Origin of the sequence: Paraburkholderia sp. CNPSo 3281, assembly GCF_024206515.1 — a bacterium.
Taxonomy (GTDB): Bacteria; Pseudomonadota; Gammaproteobacteria; order Burkholderiales; family Burkholderiaceae; genus Paraburkholderia; species Paraburkholderia nodosa.
On sequence record NZ_JAMBPS010000031.1, the window covers coordinates 62174 to 88272 of the forward strand.

The 26099-nt window shown below is 60.6% G+C and carries 21 protein-coding genes; 7 read left to right on the top strand and 14 right to left on the bottom strand.

Translation table 11 applies throughout. The annotated features are described in order from the left end of the window. Nucleotides 1–489 precede the first annotated feature (489 nt). Together M3I56_RS25915 and M3I56_RS25920 are read left to right on the top strand one after the other, a co-directional pair. Nucleotides 490–2256 carry a hypothetical protein gene (locus M3I56_RS25915; RefSeq protein ID WP_254356359.1) on the top strand — a complete coding sequence of 589 codons (1767 nt, stop codon included), beginning with the start codon at nt 490–492 and terminating at the stop codon, nt 2254–2256. Nucleotides 2257–2376: 120 nt separating this feature from the next. Then, nucleotides 2377–3291 carry a transcriptional regulator gene (locus M3I56_RS25920; protein WP_254356360.1) on the top strand — a complete coding sequence of 305 codons (915 nt, stop codon included), beginning with the start codon at nt 2377–2379 and terminating at the stop codon, nt 3289–3291. A 123-nt stretch (nt 3292–3414) separates the two neighbouring features. On the opposite strand, the gene M3I56_RS25925 is transcribed toward M3I56_RS25920, so the two are convergent. The 11 genes from M3I56_RS25925 to M3I56_RS25975 all read right to left on the bottom strand — a co-directional run bounded on the left by M3I56_RS25925 (nt 3415) and on the right by M3I56_RS25975 (nt 18488). Then, the gene (locus tag M3I56_RS25925; RefSeq protein ID WP_254356361.1) at nt 3415–4491 is read right to left on the bottom strand and encodes a glycosyltransferase; all 1077 of its coding nucleotides are present in this window, start codon (nt 4489–4491) and stop codon (nt 3415–3417) included. Between the two features lie 33 nt (nt 4492–4524). After that, nucleotides 4525–5631, bottom strand: coding sequence for a glycosyltransferase family 1 protein (locus tag M3I56_RS25930; RefSeq protein ID WP_254356362.1), 1107 nt, complete (start codon nt 5629–5631; stop codon nt 4525–4527). A 253-nt stretch (nt 5632–5884) separates the two neighbouring features. Continuing rightward, entirely contained in the window at nt 5885–6979 is a 1095-nt protein-coding gene (locus tag M3I56_RS25935; RefSeq protein ID WP_254356363.1) for an acyltransferase, read from the bottom strand. A gap of 220 nt (nt 6980–7199) precedes the next feature. Then, nucleotides 7200–8138, bottom strand: a complete 939-nt coding sequence (locus M3I56_RS25940) for a glycosyltransferase family 2 protein (protein ID WP_254356364.1) — start codon at nt 8136–8138, stop codon at nt 7200–7202. 142 nt (nt 8139–8280) lie between these two features. After that, on the bottom strand, nt 8281–9579 hold the full coding sequence (locus tag M3I56_RS25945) for an oligosaccharide flippase family protein (protein WP_254356365.1): 1299 nt from the start codon (nt 9577–9579) through the stop codon (nt 8281–8283). Continuing rightward, nucleotides 9572–10972 (bottom strand): hypothetical protein, encoded by a 1401-nt coding sequence (locus tag M3I56_RS25950; RefSeq protein ID WP_254356366.1) that lies wholly within the window; start codon nt 10970–10972, stop codon nt 9572–9574. The genes M3I56_RS25945 and M3I56_RS25950 overlap by 8 nt, the downstream gene beginning before the upstream one ends. 63 nt (nt 10973–11035) lie before the next feature. Continuing rightward, nucleotides 11036–12253: a glycosyltransferase family 4 protein gene (locus tag M3I56_RS25955; protein ID WP_254356367.1), complete on the bottom strand. Its 1218-nt coding sequence runs from the start codon at nt 12251–12253 to the stop codon at nt 11036–11038. Beyond that, a complete protein-coding gene (locus M3I56_RS25960; RefSeq protein ID WP_254356368.1) occupies nt 12241–13368 on the bottom strand; it encodes a glycosyltransferase family 1 protein in 1128 nt (375 codons plus the stop codon). Before M3I56_RS25960 ends, M3I56_RS25955 begins: the two co-directional genes overlap by 13 nt. 330 nt (nt 13369–13698) lie before the next feature. Beyond that, the gene (locus M3I56_RS25965) at nt 13699–16002 is read right to left on the bottom strand and encodes a GNVR domain-containing protein (RefSeq protein ID WP_254356369.1); all 2304 of its coding nucleotides are present in this window, start codon (nt 16000–16002) and stop codon (nt 13699–13701) included. 7 nt (nt 16003–16009) lie between these two features. Then, nucleotides 16010–17251 carry a polysaccharide biosynthesis/export family protein gene (locus M3I56_RS25970; protein ID WP_254356370.1) on the bottom strand — a complete coding sequence of 414 codons (1242 nt, stop codon included), beginning with the start codon at nt 17249–17251 and terminating at the stop codon, nt 16010–16012. Nucleotides 17252–17381: 130 nt separating this feature from the next. Next, nucleotides 17382–18488: a sugar transferase gene (locus M3I56_RS25975; protein WP_254356371.1), complete on the bottom strand. Its 1107-nt coding sequence runs from the start codon at nt 18486–18488 to the stop codon at nt 17382–17384. 581 nt (nt 18489–19069) lie between these two features. Between M3I56_RS25975 and M3I56_RS25980 the strand changes: the two genes are divergently transcribed. The 3 genes from M3I56_RS25980 to M3I56_RS25990 all read left to right on the top strand — a co-directional run bounded on the left by M3I56_RS25980 (nt 19070) and on the right by M3I56_RS25990 (nt 21975). After that, entirely contained in the window at nt 19070–20449 is a 1380-nt protein-coding gene (locus M3I56_RS25980; protein WP_254356389.1) for a calcium-binding protein, read from the top strand. A gap of 128 nt (nt 20450–20577) precedes the next feature. After that, nucleotides 20578–21681, top strand: a complete 1104-nt coding sequence (locus tag M3I56_RS25985) for a glycosyltransferase (RefSeq protein ID WP_254356372.1) — start codon at nt 20578–20580, stop codon at nt 21679–21681. Between the two features lie 159 nt (nt 21682–21840). Further along, nucleotides 21841–21975, top strand: a complete 135-nt coding sequence (locus M3I56_RS25990) for an entericidin A/B family lipoprotein (protein ID WP_028202094.1) — start codon at nt 21841–21843, stop codon at nt 21973–21975. Between the two features lie 35 nt (nt 21976–22010). Here the strand turns inward: M3I56_RS25990 and M3I56_RS25995 are convergent, their stop codons facing one another. Then, nucleotides 22011–22703 carry a pyridoxamine 5'-phosphate oxidase family protein gene (locus tag M3I56_RS25995; RefSeq protein WP_254356373.1) on the bottom strand — a complete coding sequence of 231 codons (693 nt, stop codon included), beginning with the start codon at nt 22701–22703 and terminating at the stop codon, nt 22011–22013. Between the two features lie 306 nt (nt 22704–23009). Between M3I56_RS25995 and M3I56_RS26000 the strand changes: the two genes are divergently transcribed. Then, nucleotides 23010–23465: a host attachment protein gene (locus M3I56_RS26000; RefSeq protein WP_254356374.1), complete on the top strand. Its 456-nt coding sequence runs from the start codon at nt 23010–23012 to the stop codon at nt 23463–23465. 63 nt (nt 23466–23528) lie between these two features. On the opposite strand, the gene M3I56_RS26005 is transcribed toward M3I56_RS26000, so the two are convergent. Both M3I56_RS26005 and M3I56_RS26010 read right to left on the bottom strand, forming a co-directional pair. Beyond that, complete coding sequence (locus M3I56_RS26005) at nt 23529–23705, bottom strand: DUF1427 family protein (protein ID WP_035512139.1); 177 nt, start codon at nt 23703–23705, stop codon at nt 23529–23531. A gap of 28 nt (nt 23706–23733) precedes the next feature. After that, complete coding sequence (locus M3I56_RS26010) at nt 23734–24702, bottom strand: zinc-binding alcohol dehydrogenase family protein (protein WP_254356375.1); 969 nt, start codon at nt 24700–24702, stop codon at nt 23734–23736. 167 nt (nt 24703–24869) lie between these two features. On the opposite strand from M3I56_RS26010, the gene M3I56_RS26015 reads away from it, so the two are divergent. Then, nucleotides 24870–26063 carry an acyltransferase gene (locus tag M3I56_RS26015; protein WP_254356376.1) on the top strand — a complete coding sequence of 398 codons (1194 nt, stop codon included), beginning with the start codon at nt 24870–24872 and terminating at the stop codon, nt 26061–26063. Nucleotides 26064–26099: the final 36 nt, after the last annotated feature.

The window sequence follows — 26099 nt, forward strand, 5'->3', positions numbered from 1 at the left end:
GACTCGAGTCCTATGGCTTCAATTGGCCCTTGTTCAACAAGCTCCTATTCACGGCGCAAGGACGTGCTCGGGACTTGGACGACGACTGACAGCCCAGGATTTGTTCGCAAGCGCAGGATGGTGAACCTGTCTCATTCGATCGAAAGCCGCGTGGCCCAACGCACAGAGAGGTTCGAATCCACCGGCTAAATTCATCGCGTGACTTGCCTACACAAACGTACGCGAGACGCCCTGCTGTCATATGACGGCCGAGACGACATCGAGCGATGAACGAGGCGTGCAGAAACACGCCGTCGATTCCGAGGGTTCGCCACATAGTGCTGGATCGTTCCAGACCTTGGCGGAACTTGCGCGCCGACAAAGCAGGCACCGGCCCGTGCTCATACCTCGACTGATATTGGGCGTTAATAGCCCATTTTACTGATTGGACCACTGGGCGGTTAGCTCCCCTATCGATTGATCTTCTAGCTGCAAGCGTGGAGGTGCTACATGACAATAAAGTGGTCACGGGGGAATGTGCATTTGATCCTGTCCTGGATCGTCGTCGGCATACTCGGTATCGTCGAAGGACTCTACGGGCGGACGCAATACTATGGCGACTGGATCTCCTATCTCAATGTCAGCTGGGGCGTCACGCACCTCGATTGGCGCGAAATTTTTAACCCGTTCTGGAATCCCGGATATCCCGCACTAGTTGCCGGTGCTCGGGCGCTGGCCGCCCCCACTCCGGACGGTGAGTGGTATGCAATAACGGCAATCAACTGGGTGGTCTATCTGGTTGCTTATGCAGCCTGGCGCGGACTGGTCCGGAATGCTCTCGCGCTTTATTGGCCAGGTTCGCTTGCGCTGAGCAAGCACCCGTTTACGATCTGGATTGGAGTTTGCGTTTTTCTTGGCGCTTGCCTCGCGCTTGACTCCGTTTCGGCCGCGTGTCCGGACTTGCTTGTGACCACGGGCTTCCTCCTGGCTTCGGGCCTGCTCCTCTCCCTGATTCGTCGCCGGGACCTGCTGACTGCGACGTTGCTTGGTCTGGTCCTGGGTCTCGGTGTTTGGGTAAAAGGGGTGTTCACTCCGTTTGCCTGCCTGTTCATGTTGACGCTTTTCATCTATTGCTGCATGAGGGGCGGATTGTGGAAATCGTTCGGTGCGGTTGTGGGAACCTTCGGTGTTTTCTTTGCCGTCTACATCGCCGGGATTTCCTGGTCCTATGGGGAATTTACGCTTGGCGCCTCCGGTGCCTTGAATGTCCCCTGGCACGTGAACGAGCTACCTCACCTCACCAATTGGCAAGGCGGACCGGCGCAGTTCGGCCGGCCAATCCATCCGACCAGCCAACTTGTAGCGGGCTTGCCGGTTTTCGGCTTTGGAACACCTTTCCACACGACTTACCCTCCCTATAACGACGTCGCGTACTGGTACAAGGGCTTCAAGTCGTTCTTCAGTTTGAAAATGCAGTTGATCGCAATGGGCCGCTCGCTATGGAGCTTGCAACAGATACTCAAGCAACACCCAACGGTGCTCTCGGTCGCCGCGGCTTTCTTGTTTATCGTTGCCAGGCGGTCGTGGCGAGCATCGCTTGTCAAGACAATGATCCGGACTTGGCCATTGCTATTGCCGACCGTCGGAGGTTTTGCCACCTATTTTATTGTCCATGTTGAAGATCGCTATCTCAGTGCGTTCGTTATGGTCATTGCGCTTCTGACGTGGGCGCCATTGCTCGATGTAACGCTGCAATCACGCCGCCTGCTCGCCACAGCTCTCGTCATAATCTATAGCGCAGGTGCCGTCGGTGAACTTGTGATGACTGATGGGCCTTCGTTCGTGGCGGCGGTTCGCCAAGCGGACTTTCACGACGATCCGAAATGGCGGATTGCCAACGCTCTTACTGCCTCTGGCTTGCAGCCGGGGGACCCGGTCGCCGTGATCCGGGATAGCTATCCTACTGTCAGGGTCAGCTGGGCCTATGTGTCACGCTTGCGCATCGTCGCCGAGTTCGGCGGTCTCCCGTACCGTATCGAGCCCCAGGACCGTAACCGCCTCGATCGCAAAGACGAAGTCCTTTGGCCGAATTTTAGTGAAACATTTTGGACGAAGCTTACGGCGCAACAGCGTGAAGAGGTCATTCAGGCGTTCCATCAAACTGGAGCGCGAGCGGTCGTGTCGCTAGCGATGCCGGATATTCAGCCAGGTCCCGGCTGGGTAGCCCTGAAGGGGACGCCCGCGTGGCTGTACAAGTTCGCCGATGCGGCCAAATAGACCCAATATCGCAACTATCCTTAGGTAATTAGTTTTACGAATTTTGCATGTTCCACTCAATTGGGTTCGCAGGTTCCAGGGGTATTCCTTATCCCCCATTGGACTAAAAGGAGCGATCACATGGAGACTACCGCCGCCCCCCCCGTTCTCGAAGCGGCATTGCCTGACAAGTGGATCGACGCGGATACCTCAGTGTTTCGGGAGAATTTCGAGCGGAAGAGTTTCGACGTCTCCCACCACCTGGCGTCCCATCCGCTCTTTCAGCTTCCTCAATTGATGGAATTGGCGGAGCGAACCCTGAAAACGCGTCCCGCTGACCTCTACTACGACATGGGTGACGTCGCGCCTGGTCAGAAATGGAACGATACGAATCGCGCGTTCTCACCGCTAAATGCATTAAAGCAGCTGGAAGATTCCAACGCCTGGTTCATTTTCCGAGGCCCGCAACAAGATCCGGCCTACGGCGAGCTGTACAGGCACGCGATCGCGGAGATCAAGGGCATGGTTGGCGGCGACATCGAATCCGCGATCAAGAGGGAGGACCTCATCATTTTCGTGACGTCACCGAAGCGTGTGACGGCGTATCACATCGATCGGGAATGCAATTTCATTCTTCAAATCGACGGTCAAAAGGATTTGTACGTCTTTGATCGGGAAGACCGGGAGGTGCTTCCGGAGGAGGAACTCGAGCGATTCTGGACGATCGACCACAACGCGCCTAACTATAGACCCGAGTTGCAGGACAGGGCGAAGACGTACAGACTGGCACCCGGAAACGGCGTTCACGTTCCAGTCAACTGCCCCCATTGGTTGAAGAACGGCGACAATATCTCCGTAACGTTGAGCGTAAATTTTCAGTTTCTCAATACGCTGCGCGCGGACGTCTATCGGGCCAACTATTACCTCCGAAAGCTTGGAATCAACCCCACTCCGCCTGGACGAAGCACCGTGCGGGATCGCGCCAAGGCCGCGGCCTTCTCGGCGGTGAATACCGCCCGCCGCGTCGCGAAGTCCGTCCTGCAAGGAAGCGACTAGTCTTACGTATTGCCTTGGCCCGCCTCGGGCCGCCGAGGCGGGCCTTGTTGTTGTACGCACAAGCAATCGGGATCACTTGCTGCCCCGTTTGCTTGCTCATGGCGTCCAGCGCGATCCAGCGAATCATCCCACCTTCTCAACCAGCGCTCTCCAGCTTGCGAGTATAGGTTCGCGCGCAAAAATCTGGAGATGCGCGCGTGCCTGGGAAATTCGCCGAACACGCTCCTCGCCCGACATTTCGGCTAGCGAACGCATACCATACGCGATGGATTCGCGAGCAAGCGGATCGGCGCACAGCATCGCGTCGCCGCCGACTTCCGTCAAGATGCTCGCGCGGGAAACGAGGCATGGCAAATCGTGCTCTATCGCCTCGATCACCGGCATTCCGAATCCTTCCAGCAGACTCATCAGCACGAAACCGGATGCATTGCGGTAAAGCCAACGAAGCTCGTCATCTTTCGTATATCCCGGCATCACGACACCTGGTGATTGCATGGCGAGTTCAATAGCGGCGTCGGCACCAGGCTCGCGCCCTCCGACAATGACATACTGCCACCCTTTCTCCACTAGCCCGCTTGCCGAGAACGCCTCGATACAACGGGCCTGGTTCTTGCGATCTCCGATACTCCCCACCGTCAACAGAAACCGGCGCGAAACGCCGTCCAGCCGACGCCCCTCTCCTTCCTTGACCCCCAAACGGGTTGGAATATAGATGACGTTCGACGAGGCAAAGTCATCGCCGTACAGCGCGTGAAATTCTCGCTGAGACGTCTTGCTGACGAAAACCATATGGGGCTTCATTCGCCGGATCTCGTCATAAGCCCGAACGTACAATTCATTGACACCGGGCGCGAAATATTCAGGATGGGTGATCGGACCGACATCGTGGCAGAGCACAATGTCTCGTGCTTCCAGGCGATGGCGCACGACGCTGAGCGGGTCGAGATGCAGCGTAGGACGTGGATCGCGGATTACCGGAAAAAGTGAAACCAGGCGCGACCTGTTGACCCGCGCAATGGTTTCCTTGTGTGTCAATCGACCCACGAGCCGGCGCATCAGATCACTATGGGGAAATTCGTGAAATCGTCCGTAGTGGACCCTCGCCACTCTGGCGCCGAGCGTTGAAATGATGTCCTTCCCCAAAAAGAGTTTGCCGGTTCGATCATTGAGCGCCAATGAAAAGTCGACATCAATAGACATTACGTGCCCCCAACAACGCTTTCTATAAGGAATTCAGCCGCTCACGGCCTTCACGGTCTCGAACATGCTGCGTGCCGCCTGTCTCCAGGTGAAGCCGCCAGCCTGCCGGAGCCCAGCGGATATCAGGGACTGCCGCACGGGGTCATCGTTGAGTACGGTCAAGATATTCATCCGCCAGGCGTCCGGGTTGAACGGATCGGCATAAAGCACCGCCTTGCCGCAAACTTCCGGAAGCGCGCCAAACGGCGCGGCTACGACCGGGCAACCCAGCGCCATCGCCTCCAGCGGCGGCAGACCAAACCCTTCCGTAAGCGAGGGACAGGCAAGTGCGCCGGCATGGGTCATCAGTCCGACGAGCTCGGCATCGCTAATGCGGCCGGTAAATCGCACGTTGGAAGGCACGACATGCCCGAGATTTTCGAAGTCGGCCTGCGTCGCACCGCCGAACAGCACGAGTTCGACGTCGCTCAGCTGTGCGCTGGCGAAGGCCTTGAGCAAAATGCCGATGTTCTTGTGTTTCTGGGTGTTCGCGAGTGCGAGCACATAGCGCCGCGGCCTCAGGCTCAACGCAGCAAGCTGCCGCGCGTCGGGCTGGACCTGCAGAACATGGTCGCAGCCGTTATGCACAACGACAATCTTGTCGGCGTTGGCAATGCCATAGCGCACAAGCTCGCCTTTAGAGAACTCGGATACGGTAAAGATAATCTTGTGCCGCTTGCCGATGAAAAAGTAGAGCGATTTGTACCAAAGCCGAAAAGGAAGCGAATAGGATTCCGGGGCCGAGTACACTTGGGCGTCATGTATCATCGTCGCGGAATTCCGATGAATCAGTGGCCCGAGGTTACAGAGGTTAAGAATGAAGTCCTTTCTGCGGGCCAGCGGAAGATAGCATTGCTCCCACGCGATCCGGTGAATTTTGCGAACCCAGCGACTCTCTCGGACGCACGAAATGTTGCGGTAAGTCGGAATCTCGACGCGTTCTCTGACTACGAGGGCACAATCAACGCCGCTGCCGCCTTGCCCGGCAATCAACGCGTCGGCCGCAGCAACGAGTTGCTCGGCAACCTTGTGCACGCCCGTCGGCGCCGCCCCGAAGAACTTGCCGTTGAATGCTATCGTCTTCGACGCGATCGTTTTCATAGCCTACCCCACCTTCAAGCATCAATTCATTTCGCACAATGTGCTGGAACCGATCAGATCGCCGCTCTAACGGCCGCGACGATCGCCCCAGAGGTTCCGAACAGTACTCGCGCAACGCGATTTCCGTCCTTACACGGGACAATGCGCTTTTCTCCGACAGGTATGCTATCGACACGGCCAGCGCGGGACTGCTGGATACCGCACGCAAACGCATGCTTGTCCAGCCTGCACGCGGGGGGCGCCGCGTACCGGCTCAAACGCGTGTATCGGCCGCCCTGGTGTCGAGAACCGCTTTAGGCGTCGATCGGCCAAATCGGGAAACGAGCCAGGCGCGTATGGGCGTATCGATGAAGCGCATGATGAGATAACTGGCCAGCAGGATCGCGGGCAAGAACACGGCGGCCTCCAGAATCGGATCCTTTCTGTGCATCAACTGCTGATAGATGCCGTTGAGCCAGACGAACGTGGGGTAATGCAACGCGTACACCGGATATGACAGTTCGCCAAGAACGAGCGCGGCGGCCCGCACAGGCCCGGTGAGCGCAATCGAAGATCCGCCGAGGATCAGCAACGGCATCACGGCGGCAGCCCACAGCCACTGTACGAAGAAGGGGATCTGGCCATTCCACCCCATAATGACCATGGTCGCGATGCACGCTGGAAGAAATAGCGATTTCCAGATCGCCAACGAGAGCAGGCCGAATTTCACATGACCGTGATAAATCAGGACGCCTAGATAGTAAGCGCCAAATACACGTGGAAAGCCGGAAAGGAAAGTCTGCGGCGTATCGCCTCCCATTCCGAACACCGCGGTAAACGCATAGCCCGCGATCGCCACAACGAGCGCGAACTTCATTCCGTCGAATCGGCGGGTGAGCATCCAGAAAAGATTGACGACCAGCTCGAGGAAAAGCGTGTATTCGGGGCCATTGAGCGGAAACACCTGCGGCCCTCCAATTGCATGCGGAGCACCGAAAGTCGGAATGCACGATAGACCGAGGAGCGTGGCGGCCGCGAGCCAGCCTGGAGGAATGTCGGAATCGTGAAGCAGAACAGATCTCGCCGCCAGATACGACGCACTCAACAGGGTTCCGATCACTATCATCGGCATCAGCCGTATGAGTCTGATACGCGCGAAAAGCGCACCGCTCATCCCTCTTTCGAAGCGGCCACGGTACGCCACACACAGGACGTAACCCGATAGACCAAAGAAGAAGTCGACAGCAATGCCCGCGTTGGGGGCCAACCATGGGATCCCCAGCCAATGATTAAGGTGAAAGAGCAGGACCGATATGGCTGCGAGGCCGCGCAGGCAATCTGGCACCGCCAAATGGGAGTCTTTGTTCATCGCGTGCGACCAACACCGGCTTTTTAGACAACCTTCTCCGCTACTAACATGTTTCTGAATCGGAAGGACCTTCAGGGACTTGTGCATAGCGTACGGCGCAACCAGGCGCGCCCCTAGCGCTTGTTCATCGATTGCGTACGGTCAGGCACAATGCCGGCAGCTCCCGACGTGTTCTGCTCTGCCATCCCGGAATGACAGTCAGCCTCATGCCTGGCAATTGCTAAAAGCTCTCGGGTCGCTCAGGCGTCAGCTTTCCACGAAAAAAGTCCCACAATCCGATCAGATTCCCCATTAGACGCCCTCGCCGGTCGATCCATGGCTCCGGTGCAAAGCTTCGCACAACGTTACTCGCGATATTGCGTATGACATGATCGACCGCCGGGCGCAAAGGCATCGTCTTCTTTTTCACCAGATAGAACGGATTGATAACCTGCGAATAACCCAGTTTGCATCCGGACACCCTGCCGCGTTTGACTCCCAGGTGCACGCCGAGAGCCGTGTTGATACGCACGACGAGATAGCCCCGATTCCAGATCTGGCCTCCGAAATCGCGATCCTCCTGCCAGCCATACAGAACGAGGCGCTCATCAAAGCGCAGGCCAGCGATGCTGCTGGCGCGGAACGCCATGTTGCACCCGTAGGGGCCACCGGTCGGCGCTACGATCAATCTTTCCGGAAGATCGCCGATCCTGGCAACGATAGCGCGCCCTTCTTCGACGGAATAACCTGGCCCATGAATGCCATCCGCGATGACGGTTCCGGTGACACAGGCAATGGATGGATCGCTATCCAGCGCCTTGAGGACTTCCGCAATCCACCCGCTATGCATCAGAAAGTCATCGTCCAGAAAAATCACGACCTCGACGTCGTCCGGCACATGGTTCAATGCATGATTGCGTTGCGTCGTGAGCCCAGGTCGCCCCTTCAGCACGATCATTCCGGGTTGGTCTGACAGGTCGCCTACGTCCTCATCCGAGACGCAGGAGACGATAATCAGATCAGGCTTAACCGTTTGCAAGTCGACGAAGGCAACGACGTCCTTGAGAATGTCTGCGCGACCACGAGTGGCGAAGATCAGGCAGATTCTCGGATCCTTGCTGGATGAACAATGACTCATTGCTTCGGCCCTCGCGACTCGCGAACTGAATCTCGATTCCATTGTTGACCTCATCGACGATTTCCCGCAGAGATGCGGACGACGCGGCATCGGCACGCGAAGCATCCCACTCCTGCCCGCCGCAAGCACCCGCAGAGCTCACGCGTACACGAAAACGCAAGCGCGAGACGATTCGCAGACCTCGTTATTCGAGCCATCTTCCAAATCTCGCCGGCAAAGAGAAACCTTCGTTGATCCCGAGAATCTCCCGGAACAAACCTACTTTCCAGATCCCGAAAATCAGCATAACCAGCAATGATCCTTCCGCCAGTATTCGCGCGTACACCATACCTGCAGCTCCCAAGTGGCTGGCAAGGGGAATGGCCACCACCAGGTTCACCACTGCGCTGATCACACCGCTCCAGGCAAGCTGCTTCTCAAGTTTGCGGGGAATCAGGAAATAGATGCCTAGTACGCGTGTGCAAACGGTAAGCGGCAGAATGAACACCATAATATTAAGAACCGGGACGGCATGACGGAGTTCCGGTCCAAATACTAGCGGTATGAGCCATTCAGAGAGCAATCTTGTGAGGATCACTCCGGCTACCGCTCCGACAAAGAAAATGGCAAATGTTCGCCGGGCAAGCAGATTTGCTCTTGCCGGGTTACGGGTGACCAGATACATCACCTTCGGTGCCAGAATCTGCGCGGCGGGCGCCATGATACTCAATGCCGCACCCACCAGGCGCTCAGACAGACCAAAGGCACTCACTTCCTGGGCCGCGGCCAGCAGCGATAGAATGTAGGTCGATGCATCGAGCACCAATATCGCTGTTCCGCTGTAGATGAAGATCGTAGCCGACCGCTTGATCAGACCCACGGCTGCACTTACGGGTGAAATGAAGCCGCTGTATTCTTTTCGAACAAGCCAATAAGCTACCAGCGTCTGAATCATGCTGGAGGCAAAAATCACGGGGAACGCCCGGTCGACATCAGCCGGCTTCCGAATGAAGGTAAATATCAGTGCGAGCGAAAGCACGAGCCCCAGTACTTCGATCAGGACATTTGTCCGCGGACGTCCCGTGCTGGTGAAATACCAACCGATATTGAAGGCGCACAGCAGCCCTCCGGCGACGACGAAAAGGCCTGCAAGAGGCACATTCGCAATAATTTCCGACCTGCTAACCGCAATGCCGCCGACAATCGCAGCGGGAATGGACAATAGCAGCCGGGCCGTAAACTGATCCCGAAAAATCGTATCGCGTTCGCTCGCGATTTCGGTATGGACGATATCCCGTCCCCCGATGGTAGAAAACCCGAAGTTGACGACCAGCCAGAGAGCACTGGAAAGTGACAGCCCGGCCAACACCACGCCGTAACCACTCGCGCCCAGCACTCTTCCGTAATAAGGAATCAGGATGAGGGGGTACAGATAACGTACCGCGTACGAAAAGTAAACAGCTAGCAGTTCAAGCTTTGAAAGCGACGCGTGTACCTTATTCATGAGCCCCCCTGGCAACCCATCCGCCACGCGCGGGCACACGTCGCAGCACGCGCGACGGGAGTGCGCCCGCTGCGGCCGCAAATATGTAGAAACATGTACCTAACTCGAAGACGCTAAGCGAAGCCGAAGCCACGATCAACGTCGCAATCATGGCGTGCCGCGCCGCATAGCAGACGGCCCGCTCCGTGAAGGGGCAATGGGCAGGCACCGGCACCAGTAGAGTCTTGCCAAGGAACATCCCATAACACACCACACCCACGACACCAAGGCTTCCCACCAGCACCACCAGAAAGCTCGACGCACGAATGCTGCCCAGCCCAACGCCTATTCCATACGTTTCGAAGAAGTTGGTGATACCCTGGGCATTCCACCCCATCCGCTCAACGCCGGAGTCACTACCCGCCTTGCTCAGAATCGCGGCGTCGACGAAATCCCCCAGCACTTTGACCACCCCCGGCAAAAAGACGATCACGTAGAGCACGCCTAACAAACCGGCACATGCCGAGATAACCCACAGCCGTTGCTTGCGAACGGTAGCGAAACGCGAGATAACACCGGGCCGGCTGAGAAGCAGTACGAACTGATATGCCCCCAAACCGACATACGCGGTTCCCGACGTCGACAACAGAAGGAGGCACCCCGTTGCAATTGAAAGCGGACCGGAGCGTTTCGGACGATAGCCGACGAGCCAGAGATTCAGGCAAAAGATAAAGAGCGGCAGCGTAAAAGCCGCAAACCCCGAGGTTTCACTGAACGTGCCGCTGATGCGAACCAGTCCGGCCATTTCCTGCCCCGTCAAGTCGGCGAACTGCGCCGTCTTGACGACCGAGAGGATGTCGAGGCCCGCCGCGTGCGCAACGATATCGATCAGGCCAGCAAGCGCGTCAAGCGAGGCGAGCAGGAAGATGGCGTTTGCGAGCGTCCGGTACACCCCCCGATATTTCAGAAACGCAAACATGGAGCAATACACCACGACGTCGCTGATGCAATAGATCGTCTGAGACAGATTGCCGGAGACGGGGCCAAGCGGTTGCAATACGATGAACTGGCTGCTGCGGTCGACAGGGAACACCAGTGTCGCGCCGCTCAGCAAACGCGGCAGCAGGATGGCACCCGCGACACCCCACAGGCAGGTGCAGAGCAGCCAGAAGCCGGGCTTGCCCTGCGCGACCGCGTCAGCAAGCCCCTTTCCGCCCGCGAGATTGAACGCCCTGAGTGCGAAGAATGCGAGAAAGACTTGCGCGGGCAAAATGCCGATTCCGCCCAATGCGAGCGCGAGTGTGCATCCAAACAGCGAAAACGCCGCCATGCCGTAGATCACACCGCGAAAGGGCGCGTAGAGCGCCGCCAGTCCGGCGACGAACACGATGACTCCGAATATCGTCAGTTCCACTTGCCGAAACCCCCATCCGTTCACCCAGCATTCGTGCGTGAACGATCTCGTTATCGCGCCAACTCAGGCTGAATGCCAGCGCCGCACCACTGGCGGCGCATCAGCAAATCCCTTGTCGGCATCCATTGCGCGCTCCACGACGCTTAAAAACTCCTGCTTGAATCGCTCTTCCGTAAAGCGCATCGCATTACGACGGCAAACTTCCGCTTTGAGCGGTGGCTGCCGCTCGAAACGCTCCACCGCATCGACGATCGATTCCACGCTCTGCTCGCCGAAGAAGAGCCCCGTGCCGCGCTCGGGGTCCAGCGAATCCACCACGATCTCCCGCGACCCCCCACGACCCAAAGCGATGACCGGCGTGCCACAGGCCTGCGCCTCGACAACCGAAATGCCAAAGTCCTCTTCTGCGGCGACGACGAACGCCCGCGCACGCTGCATGTAGTCCACCAGGACCTCGTCGGGCTGATAGCCGAGCAACGTCACATTGGGCGTCGCGCACGCCTTGACGCGAGCAAAGTCGGCGCCGTCGCCGATCACCACGAGACGCCGCGACGGCATCGCGGCAAATGCCTCGACAATGAGCGGTATTCGCTTGTACGGCACCATGCGTGAGGCGATCAAATAGAAGTCTTCATGATGGTTACTCAATTCGAACCGGTCCACATCGACTGGCGGATAGACTACGGCGGCTTCGCTGCCGTAGGCCTTGCGAATGCGCCGCCCCACAAACGCAGAATTGGCGACGAAGGCGTCCACGCCATGCGCCGTGCGCTGGTCCCAGATACGCATGTAGTGAAGCAATGCGCGCACGATCCAGCTTTTCATGCCGCGCTGCAGCCCGGCCTCGCACAGATACTGATGCTGCAGATCCCACGCGTAGCGAATCGGCGAATGGACATAACTGACGTGCACCTGGTTCGGCCCCGTCAAGATGCCCTTCGCCACTGCATGGCTCGAAGAAATTACGAGATCGTACGACGAGAGATCGAACTGCTCGATGGCCAGCGGCATGAGCGGAAGGTAGCTGCGAAACGATTTGCGCGCCCGCGGCAAATGTTGAATAAACGAGGTCGTGGCATGTTTGCCACCCAGCACCCCACGCTGCGACTCGGGGAAGAAGTCGACGACGCTGTATAGATCCGCCTGTGGAAACAGCTGAAGAATCTGCGCGACGACCTTTTCAGATCCTGCGTAGGTGACGAGCCACTCATGCACGAGCGCGACACGGCCGAACCGGCGTGTATCGTTGGCAAGATTGGATGCAAGCGTTACGTTAGCCACGGCGAGATCTCCTCGATCAACCTGGTGGCAGTCGCTTGCCAGGTTAGTTCTGCAGTCCGGGCGCGGCCTCGCTCGCGCAGACTGTCACGCAACGCGGCATCGCTCGTGATTCGTTCAAGCAAGCTCGCGAGCTCCGCTGGATCGTCCGGTGAGGTGTAGAGCACGGCGTCGCTGCACGCTTCCTGGACAGCCGGCAGCCGCGAAGCGATGACGGGGCAGCCAAGCGCCAGCGCCTCGACTGGCGGCAGCCCGAAGCCCTCGTAACGCGACGGATACACGAAGCACGCTGCGCGCCGATAGAGCCCAGCGAGTTCGCCGTCACTCACGTACCCGAGATGCTTCACGAACCCGGGCAACGCGTCCTGGCCCGTTCCGTAGACTCGTGCATCGCCCCCACCCACGACAATGATGTCGAACTGCGCATCACGGATGAGCCGTGCGGCCTCGGCCACAAGCTGAAAATTCTTGTGACGGTTGAGGCTGCCCACCGCAAGCACAAATGGACGCTCGTCGAACGTGCTTTCCGCGTTGCTGCCATCCTGTTGCACACGCAACATGTGCTCGCCGCTCTCCGGCACAACGCCGATCTTGTCCGCAGGAATCCGGTATGCGTCGCACAGCTCACGCCGCGAAAATTCGGACACGGTAATCACTCGCCGCGATATGCGGCCAAGACGCGGCGCCATCAGGCGATACCAGGCAACAAAGGACCGGCTGTAGCTGTCAGGCACGCGCGCGGGCGCCGCGTCGTGCAGCACCGTGATTTGACGGCGATACCACAGGGGCCCGGAGTTGCAGAGATTGAGCAGCAACCGGCCGCGTGCGGCGTGCGGCAGCGACAATTGTTCCCAGCGCAGGCCACCGCCCTTTCCACTCGCGCGCAGCGCGACGTGCCGAAACGGATTTGGCATGGCGGCCAGCGCGTCGGGTACGATGATCTCGGTCCGCAATCCGGCGACGCGCGGGTCGCGCAACTCGATTAATTGATCGAGCGCCCGGATTGTCTCGAACGCAAAGCGATCGACACCCGTCGCGCGGCGACCCAGGAAGCGGCCGTTAATCATCAGATTGGGGGCAAGCACGTGTTTCATCCCAAGGTGGAAGGCATCGCTCACGGCTGGATTCGACGGGCCACGCGATGCAATTCATATGTCTTGAAGTGTCGCCGGTCTTCGCACCGGCGAATGTTCGCCGTCGCTCATGTCACGCCAACTCACGTATCCAGAGCCGGTCCTGGAGAGTCGGTTGCGAATTGCGATGGAACGTAGCCGCTAATGCGATTGGCGGATCCGGTCAAATGACGGATGACTGAAAGCATCCAGACCGCCGGTGAAGTAGGCTGAAGCAGGGTGACTCCGCTCCAGCCCAAGAGGCGCCGCTTGACGGGCAATTCGATGGACCGCGGCGCGGCCACCGAAGAGCACACGACTGCCGGCAGTAACCCGCTAATCCGCCCTTGCACTCCCCGTATCCTTGGCAAAGCCGTAGCTCGAATAGCCGTACGCGGCATATTCGTTGCCATAGCGTCCCGGACGCGACGTCATGTCGTTGAAGATCACGCCGCGAATTGGCACGCCAACCTGTTCAAAGCGACGCACGGACTCGCGCAGTTCGGCCACGCTCGTCGCGCCCTGGCGCGCGATCACGAACACTGTGCCCGCCAGTTTCCCGATGATCCCGGCGTCGGCCACCGGCAAAATCGGCGGCGCGTCGATCAACACGAGCTCATACGTCGAATTGGCCCATGCCACGAAGTTCCTGAAAGCGTCTTTTCGCAGCAGCTCGCTGGCATTGGTCACATAACCTCCGGTCGCAACGAAGTCGACGCCCGGCATCACATCGCGATTCACCACGTGGTCATAGCTTTGGCAGTGTTCGAAGATGTTAGTGACGCCCGGCATACTCGGCACCGCCATATGCTGGTTCAGCGAGCCCCGCCGCAGATCCGCGTCGACAAGAAGCACACGCTTGCCCGACGCACCGAATACAGCCGCCAGATTGACCGAGACGAACGACTTGCCGACCATGGGTGTCGGCCCTGCCAGCAGCACGACACGATTGTCTGCTTCCTCCAGCGAATGTTCGAGCGCGCTGCGGAAGCTGCGCAGGCTCTCGACCGCCGGGTCGAACACGGCCTTGTGCGCGAGCACCGTGTTCGCGCCCGGCGCGCCGTGCGGCAAACGACGCGCAAGCGAATGCTGAATGCGGCTGCGCGGTACGGCTGCGAAGACTGCCAGCCCGGTGCCCGCTTCGATCTCGTCCACGACGGAGACGCCGCGGTTGAGCCTCTGACGCAGCAGCACGAGCGCAGCGCCGGCAAACAATCCAGTAAAGACGGCCGCGACCACGATAATTGCGCGCTTCGGCCGAATCGGTCCTTCAGGCGGCACCGCGGCGTCGATCATGCGCACATTCGACACGCGCCCGGCCTTGATCAGACGCAGTTGCTCGCGGCTGTTCAAGAGATTTGTGTAGATGTTCGTATCGACGGTCACTTCCCGTTGCAGGCGCACGAGCTCTTGCTCCACCGGCGGCAGCGCGCGGGTCTGCCCCGCCAGGTGTTCCAGCGACTTCTGCGCTTCGGACAGTTGCCCGTTGATAGCGACGAGAGCCGGGTTGTCGTCGGTGAAACGGGCCATCGCCTGGGCGCGTTGCTGTTGCAGATCGGCGATACGCTGCTGCGCCAGCGCCGAACTCTGCAACAGCGCCGAAGCTTCGGCATCCAGATTGACTGCGCCGTGCTCCGAGCGAAACGAGTTGTACTCGTTCTCGGCCTTTTCGAGCTGGGCCTTGAGCAGAGGCAACTGCCGGTCGAGGAAGGCAATCTGCTTTTCCGCTTCTTCCTGCGTGCGCTGGGCGTTCTGCCGGATGTATTCGTTGCCGATCGCGTTAAGAATGTTGCTGGTGAGTACCGGGTCTTCGCCATCCAGCGCAACACCAATGACATCGGATTCCTTGCCCTTTTCCGTAATGGCGACCGCCGTCTGCAGCCCCTGGATCGCGCTCAGTTCGGACAGGCGCATCAAGTTGAAGACCGTGCCCGGTTGCCCATCGATCCGGCCCACGACGAGGTCGATTGAGCCGCCCACCGTCGGCGCTTGCAGCGCTTGTCCCACATGCCCTTCGAGCGTGATGCCGCCCCCCTCGAGCGTGTAGGCCCCGTTGCCCCGGTAGGTCAAGACGAACGGTCTGCCTTGCAGGCGCGTCGGCACGTCGAATTGCGTTACCTCGACCGCCTCGTCGCCCCATGCGTAACCGCCCCATCCCGACCAGCGGTCGAGGCTCAAATGTCGCGCAGCCCAGCGGCCCACCACAGGGAAATAGCGTGGCGTCGCCTTGATATAGAGCTTGGTCGCATCCACGGCGGACGATACGACCATCCGCGAACGCAATACCTCCATTTCCGCCGATGCCTGAGTCTTGAACGCGAACTGCGAGGAAAGATCGGCCAGCGCCGATTTTGCCGCGTTCGGGCTCTCCTCCACCTGAATGAGCATGTCCGATTGATAGACGGGGGACGCCAGCACCGCATAGAGGGTGCCGATCAGCGTAACGATCAGCGTAACGATCAGGATCGTCTTGCGGCCCGCGTAAAGGGTATCCAGCAGATTGCCCATATGTCCGCCGTCAGGGGCGATCGGCATGATCGTCTCCACAGGCCCTTCAAGCAGGTAGTCACGGTTATTCATCTTGTTCCCCCGAAAGCGAACAGGTCGACTGACGCGGTTCGTGTGGTTTGTATTGTTCATGCGGGCATCAGTATCCAATTGCACGGCCGGCCGCCGCGGCTTGGGTCGTCGGCAAAATCAGGCTGATGACACGACTCCACTTCACGAGAGCAGACGTATCGACGAACACGACGTCATTGGGCTTGAGCTCGAACGAGTCGGCTGTGGCCATTGCAGAAGCGCTGCTCGCGTCGAGATGGAACACGACCGGCTGGCTGGTATCGCGTCCACGCACGACATACACCTGCGAGGCATCGCCCGACGACTGGTTAATCCCTCCTGCGTTGCCAAGTGCCTCGTTGAGCGACATACGCCCGTTATTGAACATCACGCCGCCGGGACGCTCGACCTCGCCGACCACGAAAACCTTACTGTCCGTCTGTGCAAAGATCCGCACAAGGTCACCATCGTGCAGAATGATCCGGTCGGGATTGAACCCCTTGCGGATCATCGCCGGCATATCGATATCTACGGTGGCGTCTCCACGTGTCACAGACACATGCGAGCGGTCGGCATTGCTCGTGAAACCGCCGGCCCGGTTGATCGCCTCGGGCAACGTCATCGGTCGGTCGTTGAGCACCTGCACGCCCGGTGTCTTGACTTCGCCGTCGAGATACACGCGCTTGCTGCGATAGGTCTCGATGCGCACGGTGATCTGCGGCTGACGCACGTATTTCGCGAGCTTCTCCGCGAGGATGTCGCGCACGCCCATCTCCGAAAGACCGGCGACTTTCAGCGGACCAATATAGGCATACTGAATAAAGCCGTTGGTATCGACGGTATAGCCGGACGCAACCGAACTGGCGCCAGAAGGACCGTCGCCGCCGCCGCCGCCTGCGGGCAGGTTGAGTTCGGGGTGATCCCAGACGACGATGGTGAGAATATCGCCGGGGCCGATTTCATACGGAGTGGCCTTGGCAAACATCTTCTCCACGTCCGTGGGAATGCCCTTGGGTCGCGCCGCAGCTTCCTTGTCCACCAGGTCCCTCGTGATCTCGACGAGCTTACCGGATGGCGCACCCGCGATTCCCTTGGCCACCACACTATCGGGCACTGCCGCGCCAGGAGCCGCAGCGGCGCCCGGGTTCGCGCCGGCGCCGGCCGCGCCGGATGTGTAGGTCATGCCCGGCGCCAGAGCACAGCCGCTCAGCGCCGTGAGCGCCAGGCAAACGGCACACGCGGCCCCGCGGCGCAGCGCGCCCGCCAGTCCGAAATCCCGCACGACACGCGCGTGCGCAGTCCCGATCCAGTCCATCGCGTTCAGTCCCATCGCAACACCCCCAATCCGTTACACGCGTTCCGGGTCATGCCGTGTGGCCCGGATACCTGATATGTCAACCGCGACTCGCACTAACACGTATGCAGTCCGCTTTCCGTTCCGTTTGCGACTCGTTTGCAGCTCAATACGCGCCGTTCCCACGGATCACCACGGAAAACGTCTTGAACAGAATCCCGATGTCCTTCCGGAAGGTCCAGTTCTCCACATAGGAAACGTCGAGCAAAACGCGCGTTGCGTAGTCGATATCGTTGCGCCCGCTCACCTGCCACAGGCCCGTGATACCCGGCGTGGCCATCAGGTAGTACTTTCTCGCCTCGCCATAGCGCTCCAGTTCCTGGTCGATGATCGGGCGCGGGCCGACAAAACTCATCTGGCCGCGCAGGACGTTCCAGACCTGCGGCAGTTCATCGAGACTCGAGCGGCGCAGAAAGTGGCCGATCCGCGTGACGCGCACGTCGTTCTTCAGCTTAAATTCACGCTCCCATTCGGCGCGGGCTTCGGGATCACGCTCGAGCAGATCCTTGAGCACCTGCTCCGAGTTCACCACCATCGACCGGAACTTGAGACAGCGGAACTTCTTGCCATGGCGGCCCACGCGCGTATGGCCGTATAACGCCGGACCGCCATCGCGCTTGACCAGCAGCGCGAGCACGACGAGCAATGGCGAGAGCAAGACGATCGCACTAACCGCCGCCACGATGTCAAAGAGGCGTTTCAAGGCATGCCCGATGACGGCACTGCGAACCGTGTCGCGTACACCGACCTCAAGAGGCTCCCTGCGCCACCATGCACGCGTAACACGTAACACGCTCAATTCCGAAAAGAACAGTGTGTGCGACAGCAGCAGGGAAATACCCGTCGTCAATGTCCAGTACATGAACCAGGGCAGCGCCAGCAGATGATCGTGATGAATCGCATAAAGCAGCACGAGTCCGCAAAGCTGCACCGCGAGCCATGCGAACGCCGTGCGGCCCGCGACGCTGAAAAGCGACCGGCTGCCACGTGTGCCATAGGTCCCGCAGGCGGGAAAGACCGAGAGGGCGAGCGCCGCGCAAAACGCCACCAGCGTGGGATCGGGGTGATGCACCGCGGCCACCTGTGCGGAATTTAGATTCAGGTGTACGGCGCATATGGCGCCCACCACGATCAGCACGACATCGACCGTACGTTGCAGCACGATATCGACCGTACGTTGCGTAAGCTCTGACCGTTGCATAAGCTCTGACATGTCCCTGCCCCAATGCGTGTCGTGTTCGTCAGACGTTCATGGGCTGGCGCCGTCGCCCGCCACCGGCGAACGCACGGAAATCCCCGTCTCAGGCGATCCATACGTCCGTGCCGCCTGCCCCGATAACCCACGACAACACATTACGGCGCGAGCGACGCAGGAACCGTGCGCAATCCCACCAACAGTTTCTGATCGTCGATGCTTCATAATCCGAACCACGTGGGGGGCGCTCTGCAAGCCACAATGCGAGCGCTGCGTTATGTGCGCAAGCGCACATAACGCAGCGTCTCTCGCGACGCCTGGTTCGGCTAATTGATATGAAGGATTACTTAATGATTATTCTGGAAGTCGCGAAAATCGGCTCTATTTTCATTATTCGATCGCGACACCTGTGGTAGACGGAATCTAATCTCCTGCTGAATATCTATCCGTTCGCCGTCGCACACATGATGCGCCCAATGACACGGCAAAATGCTTTCTGGCTGCGCCTCCAGTGGCAAGCCAACTGAAATGCCGGCGTGGAGCAAGCAAGCGCGCGTAATCGGTAGCCGGCAACCGTTCCACGCGAGGAATACGCCGTGATGCATTCCGTAGCAACCAGCCATCGTCTGCTCACCGATACCGCCAGTTCGCGACACGCGAGCCACCCGAAACGGACCCCGCCGTTCGGCATGCGTACCATTGAAAGCTTCGCGGCAGGTATCTGCGCGCTCGCGTGCGCAACGGCGGTGCAAGCCAGCGACGCAGTGCATGCAATGCCAGCCGAGGCATTCCTCCAGACGCTCGCGGTCGTCACCCACGTCAGCTACACCGACGGCGCGTACGTCAATGTGCACAACGTCGCCGACGACATGGCATGGCTCGGCATCCAGCACGTGCGCGACTACGCGCCAGGCTCCTCCATTCCGTTCTCGAGCTACGTCTATCTCGCGCAGCGCGGCGTGAAATTCAACTTTTTGATGGGCGCGGACTTCGAGAAGCACATCGGGCAGGTTGCGAAGCTGAACACCGAGGTGCCCGGCAGCGTCGCGGCCATCGAAGGCCCCAACGAACTCAACAACTTTCCCGTCGCTTACCAGGGACTTACCGGCGCCTCGGCCGGGCTCGCCGTGCAGCGCGACCTCTACGCACGTGTACACGGCGTGCCGGAGCTTAAGGGGGTGCCCGTATACGACGCGACCGGCTTCGAGCCCAAGTCAGTCGAGACCCGTGCGGCTTCTGCCGACTACGCGAATCAGCATGTCTACCCCCAAAACGGCGAACAACCCCTCTGGAATGCGAACGGCGACAAGTGGATGCTGGCTGCTATTCACCTCGGCCAGAGATTTCAGTTGCCGCTCGTCATCACCGAGTTCGGCTACTTCTCTTTGCCGCAGGCGGGCTGGTACATGCTAGGCGTCGACGAGCCGACCCAGGCCAAGGGCGTTCTCAACGGTTATATGGATGCGGCAGCGGCGGGTGTGAAGCGGCTCTACGTCTATGAATTGCTCGACGAAAAGCCCGATCCGACGCGCAAGAACGACGAAATGCATTACGGACTCTTTCGCAACGACAACAGCCCCAAGCCGGTGGCCTACGCCATTCGCAATCTCACGTCGATCCTGAATGCCAACACCACGCGACGCACAAGCGCAGCGGCGCGCAGCACGCTCGCCTATACGCTTTCGGATATGCCGGAGTCGGCAAACAGCCTCCTGCTGCAGAAGAAGGACGGCCGCTTCGTGCTGGTGCTCTGGAACGAAACGCTCATCTGGAACCGGGCGACGGGTACGCCGCTCGCTAGCCCACCCGCGCGTGTCAATCTCGACTTTGGCGAAAAGGCCAGGCGTGTCGACCTTTACGATCCGCTCGCTTCGTCGGAGCCGCTCGAAAGCCATCGAGACCTGCGCCAACTCGCCGTGGACGTACCCGATCACGTCATCCTGCTCGAGATCACACCGGCGAACACGCCGGGAACCTGAGCGCACTGCCAGGCAACGCATTTCCTGACCGGAGCGGACACACCGCACCGACCGCAGGAGGTTCGGGCGTGCGCCGTGTCCGCCTTTGTATAATCGCGCATTCCTCCTTCCGGTCGCGGTTTCCTTTCATGCTCAGTTTTGCCCTCGGCTTTCTCGTTTCATTGCTGGTCACGCTGCTGATCGTGCGTTACGCGCATCTGCATGAAAGGTTCTCCGTCGACTCCGATCTCGTGGGCGTGCAGAAATTTCACGTGCGGCCGGTGCCGCGCATCGGCGGAACGGGCATCCTGGCGGGGCTCATCGTCGCGGCTGCGCAGTTGCACGGGGCATATCCGGCCGTCTCGGGCGGCATACTCGGCATCGTCGCGTGCGGGCTGCCCGCGTTCGCCTCGGGGCTCATCGAAGATCTGACCAAGCGCGTCTCGCCGCTTGCGCGCCTGCTCTGCACGATGGCCGCCGCCGCGCTCGCATTCTGGTTCCTCGGCATCGCGGTCACGCGCATCAGCGTGCCGCCGCTCGACTTCCTGCTTTCCTACGCAGCGATTTCCTTCGTCATCACCGTGCTCGCAGTCGCGGCGCTCGCCAACGCGATCAACATCATCGACGGCTTCAACGGCCTCGCCTCGATGGTCGCGTTCATGATGTTCGCCTCGCTCGCCTACGTGGCCTTCCAGGTGCACGACCCCGTGGTGCTCTCCGCGTCGTTCATCATGATGGGCGCGGTGCTGGGCTTTTTCATGTGGAATTTCCCGGCGGGCCTGATCTTCCTCGGCGACGGCGGCGCGTATTTCATCGGCTTCATGCTCGCCGAACTGTCGATCCTGCTCGTCATGCGCAACCGCGACGTGTCAGCGTGGTATCCGGTGCTGCTCTTCATGTATCCGATCTTCGAGACCTGCTTCTCGATTTACCGGAAGAAGTTCGTGCGCGGGATGTCGCCCGGCATTCCCGACGGCGTGCACCTGCACATGCTCGTCTACAAGCGCCTCATGCGCTGGGTCGTGGGCGCACACAACGCACGCGAACTCACGCGGCGCAATTCGCTCACGTCACCCTACCTGTGGCTGCTTTGCCTGATCGCCGTGATTCCGGCCACGCTGTTCTGGCGCCACACGGTGCACCTGTTCTGCTTCGTCGTGCTGTTCGCGCTCACCTACGTGTGGCTCTACGTGAGCATCGTGCGCTTTCGCTCACCCAAGTGGCTTGTCGTGCGCAGGACGCGCAAGCGCTGAAAACGGCTTGATGTTACGCATGCGCCAGCGCGCAGCCTCGGCGCATGTGTCCCCGCTTCGCGCGTAGAATTTAAACGAACGGCGGCGCGCATGCCTCATGCCCGCCGCCGCTTCCATTCGACGCTTATTTAACGTCTATTCGATTCAGGGAGAGCCCATATGAGCCGTTATCTCGCGTTTGCGCTTGCACTGTTCGCCGTGACGCTCGCCGCGTGCAACACCATTGCAGGGGCAGGCCAGGACATTTCGAAGGGCGGCCAGGCCATCACCAACACAGCGGACAAGGCAAAGTAAGCCGCTTGCGGGTGAGTCGCGGTGCGAGCGCCCGCTCACACCGCGGCGCCTTCGCGCAGCCGCGCGACCTCCGCTTCCAGTTCGCGTACACGGGCCTCGCGTTGCGCGGCGGCCTCCTCCAGTTCGCGAATGCGCGCGTCGCGCTCGTCTAGTGCCGACTTCACGTCCGCCGCCTCGAAGCGCTGCGGAATGTGCTGCGGACAGTTCATGTCCCACGCATGCACCGTGAAGACGATTACCCGCTCGGCGCGCGCCTTGTAGCCCGCGGGCATCAGTTCCGCGAGCAGCGTCGGGTCTTCGACCACGCGCGCGCGACCCCAGATTTTCACGCGCCGCCGGCGCGCATAATCAATCACGAACAGATGCGCCTTCGGGTTGTCGGCGAGGTTGCCGAGCGTGATGTATTGCTGGTTGCCGATGAAATCGGCGAAGGCAATGGTGTGCTCGTCCACCACGTGCAGAAAGCCAGCCGGGCCGCCGCGATGCTGAATGTACGGCTGCCCTTCGGTATTTGCGGTGCCGAGAAAAACGCTCGTCTGCGCGGAAATGAATTCCTTGATTTTGGGCGTGAGCGCCACGCCCCACGCGTGATCGCGCTCCACGCTCGCATAGAGCTCGCGCGAACCCAGGCGCTCCTGCATCGCCTTGACCGTCGGCGTGAAGGCGACGTCGCTCGGATAACGGAGGATGCGATCGGGGGTCGAGGCGGTCGAGTCGTTCGGGCTCATGTCGGACTCCAGTGCAGCGCGCTGCGGAGTCTAAAGGCTAGGCGCTTCCGCAGAAAAAGATAATCCACCGCCGACAAGAATCATCCTCCCGAATTCTGGAAGGGCAAGCCGCCAGCGGGCACGCGGCTCGCCGTTCCGACACTTTCGCGCCTCGCGCGAGCGCCAGCGGCGCGTCGACGAGCGCGGCGGCATTTCCCGCGCCGTGCGGCCCGAAGCGCGCTACCCTTGGTGTTCACGCCGCGTGGCGCGAGTCCACTCAACCGCCCGGCGGCCGCATGCGCCGGGCGCCATGACAGGGAGTCGAACATGTCGAAAACGATCTGGATTGTCGTCGCCAACCGTGTGACCGCGCGCATTTTCGCCGCCGAAAGCCCGCTGGGCGCCATCGACGAAGTCGAGACGCTGCTCCATCTGCAAGGCCGCATGTCGGACGAGAACCTCGTGACCGACAAGCCGGGACGCACCACCGACCGCGTCGGCTTCGGCCGCAGCGCGACCGATCCCGACACCAGCCAGCACGACCACGAAGCCACCGTGTTCGCGGCCGAGATCGCGACGACGCTCGCGAAGGCCCGCAACGATGCGCGCTACGGCACGCTCGTGCTCACGGCGCCGCCCGCGTTTCTCGGCGTGCTGCGCAAGGCCATCGACGCGCAAACGCGCAGCCTCGTCACGCTCGAACTCGACAAGGATCTCGCGGCGCTCGACGCACGCGAACTACGCACGCGTTTGCCCGAGCGGCTCGTGCGGGCCGGGGCGTGAGCCAGCCCGTCGGCAAAATCCGCGCGGGGCGATATCCGGCGCGGTGAGTGAGGCTTGCCCCGCTCACCCCGCGAGATGCGCGACGCATGCGCGCACGACGCCGATGACGTTCTCGCCCGCCAGCATGCCGAGCAGCCCGACGAGCGCGATGGTCGGCGGTGCGGGCGATTTCACCTGCAGCACGTTATAGAGCAGCCCCGCGAGCGCGCCGACCGCGAACGACACCAGATAGCCCTTCACCCTCTTCTCCCGTTCGTTCGAGCGGCGCTCACGCCATGTCAATCACGACGCGCCCAGCCGTGCCCGCGGCGACCGCCTCGTAGGCTTCGCGCGCCCGCGCGAGCGGAAAGTGCGCGGCCACGACGGGCGGCTCGAACTGGCCCGCGTCGAACGCTTCGGCAATAGTGCGCATGAGCGGCGCGGATTCGGCCACGCCGAGCTTCGCGCTATCGGCGCCGAGCAGCTGCGTCTCGTTGTGATAGAAGTCGATGAGATCGAACTCCACGCGCCGCTTGCCCGTTGCGCTGATTTCGACCACGCGGCCCCGCCGCTTCGCAAGCGAGAGCGCCAGTTCGAACGCCACGCCGCCCACGGCGTCGTAGACCACGTCCGCGCCGGCCCCCCCCGTCAGCTCGCGTACGCGTTCTGCCGTGTGCTCGTTCATGGGAACGAAGGCGTCGATGAGTCGCGCGGCCGGCGACCCGGCAAGCGGCGCCTCGCGACCCACGCCGATCACGCGCGCGCCGCGCGCCTTCGCGATCTGCGTAACCGCGCCGCCCACCCCGCCCGACACACCGATCACGGCGATCGTTTCGCCCTCGGCGAGACGCGCGTAGTCGACGGTGCCCAGCCACGCCACCACGAAGTTCACGCCGATCGACGCGGCCTGCGCGTGCGAGAGCGCCGCGGGCTTGCGCGCGAGCGCGGCCACGGGCACCTCGATGAACTCGGCGTGCGTGCCGTCGCGCGTGAAGCCGATGTCGCCGCCCGTTCCCCAGACCTCGGCGCCGAGCCACTCCTCGGGGCCCGCCACCACCACACCGCTGAAGTCGCGTCCGGGCACCCGCGGCGGCACCGTGTGCTCGAAATGGCCGGAGACGTTCTTCACGTCGCTCGGGTTGACCGAGGCGGCGCGCACCTGCACGAGTGCGCTGTCTGCATTGGGCGCGGGCGTCGGCAGATCGACGTACTCAAGCAGGTCGGGTTTGCCAAAGGTTTTGAACTGGATGGCTTTCATGGCTTCTCTCCGTGGGATTGGTTTTCGCGCGACTGCATACGCGTACGCAAGCCAATGTAGGTTGTTGCAGCCCGGTTGTGCGGACAGATGCTTTCGAATTCCGGACAAGGTAACTCTTTAGCTAATTGCTAGCTTGTGTACGGTCACACACAAAACTAGGCACACGCGTGCGTTTCGGCAATGTCAGAATAGCCGCGATCAAACGCAGAGCATCCGTCCCGGCCGCCATCGGCGAACGCGCAGACCGCGCACCCAACATGCAAAAGTTAAAGTCCCTTACCGTGCTGCGTGCTGTTGCAGCGATAACGGTTATCTTCTTTCACATCATGTCGCCGACCGGACACACGTTCGGCGAATTTGGCGTCGACATTTTCTTCGTGATAAGCGGGTTCGTCATCGCCCTCGTGCTGGACAATCCCAAATTGACCACACAGCGCTTTCTCGCGGACCGCATTGCCCGCATTGTGCCGCTGTACTGGGTGCTGACGTTTGGCGTATTCGTCGGAGCACTCGCCGCGCCTGCGTTGTTGAATTCGACGACCGCCGACCTCGGGAATCTGCTGAAATCGCTGTTTTTCATTCCCTATCGCAAGGAAAGTGGCCAGATATTCCCGATGTTGTTCGTCGGCTGGACGCTGAACTACGAAATGCTGTTCTACGTGGTCACGGCCGCCTCGTTGATGCTGGTGCGCCGTCACCGCCTGCTGTTCACTTCTGCGCTGATCCTTGCGATCTTTTGCGCGGCGAAGGCATGGAACTCGCACGGCGTGTTCACCGCGTTCTATTCGAATCCGCGGATATTCGAGTTTCCGCTCGGCTTCATGGCCTATCAGCTCTGGAAGTTCGGAGTCCGGATCAAGCTGCCGCTTGCCGGATGCATGGCAGTTGCAGCCTATGCATGGATGGCCTACATCAACTGGCACGACCTTTCCGACGCACCGTTGCTCTATTACGGCCTTCCGGCTTTCGTGCTGATCGCCAGCACACTGAGCCTGGAGTCGGCGATGGGCTCCGGCCCGTTGACTCGCGCAGCGATATTCATCGGCAACGCGAGTTATGCCATTTATCTGAGCCATCCATATTGTGTAGAAGCCGCGCGCAAACTACTGCCGAAAGCTCTCGACGGCTTTGACACGACTGCGCCGCTCGGAGTGGCGCTGACGATGATCGTCGCTACGGCGATGGGCGCCGCGCTCTACCAGTTCGTCGACTGGCCGCTGCACAGACACGCGCGTCGTCTGTTGCACGCTGTGCCGACCATACGGTTGCGCAGATCCCGCACTCCCGGCGCGAACGACACAGGCACGGGCGCCCAGGCGGAACCGGCCAGCGACGTGCCGGTCAACGAGGACGCGAACTGAACAGCGAAGTGCGCGGGCAGCGAGCGATCAAAGACG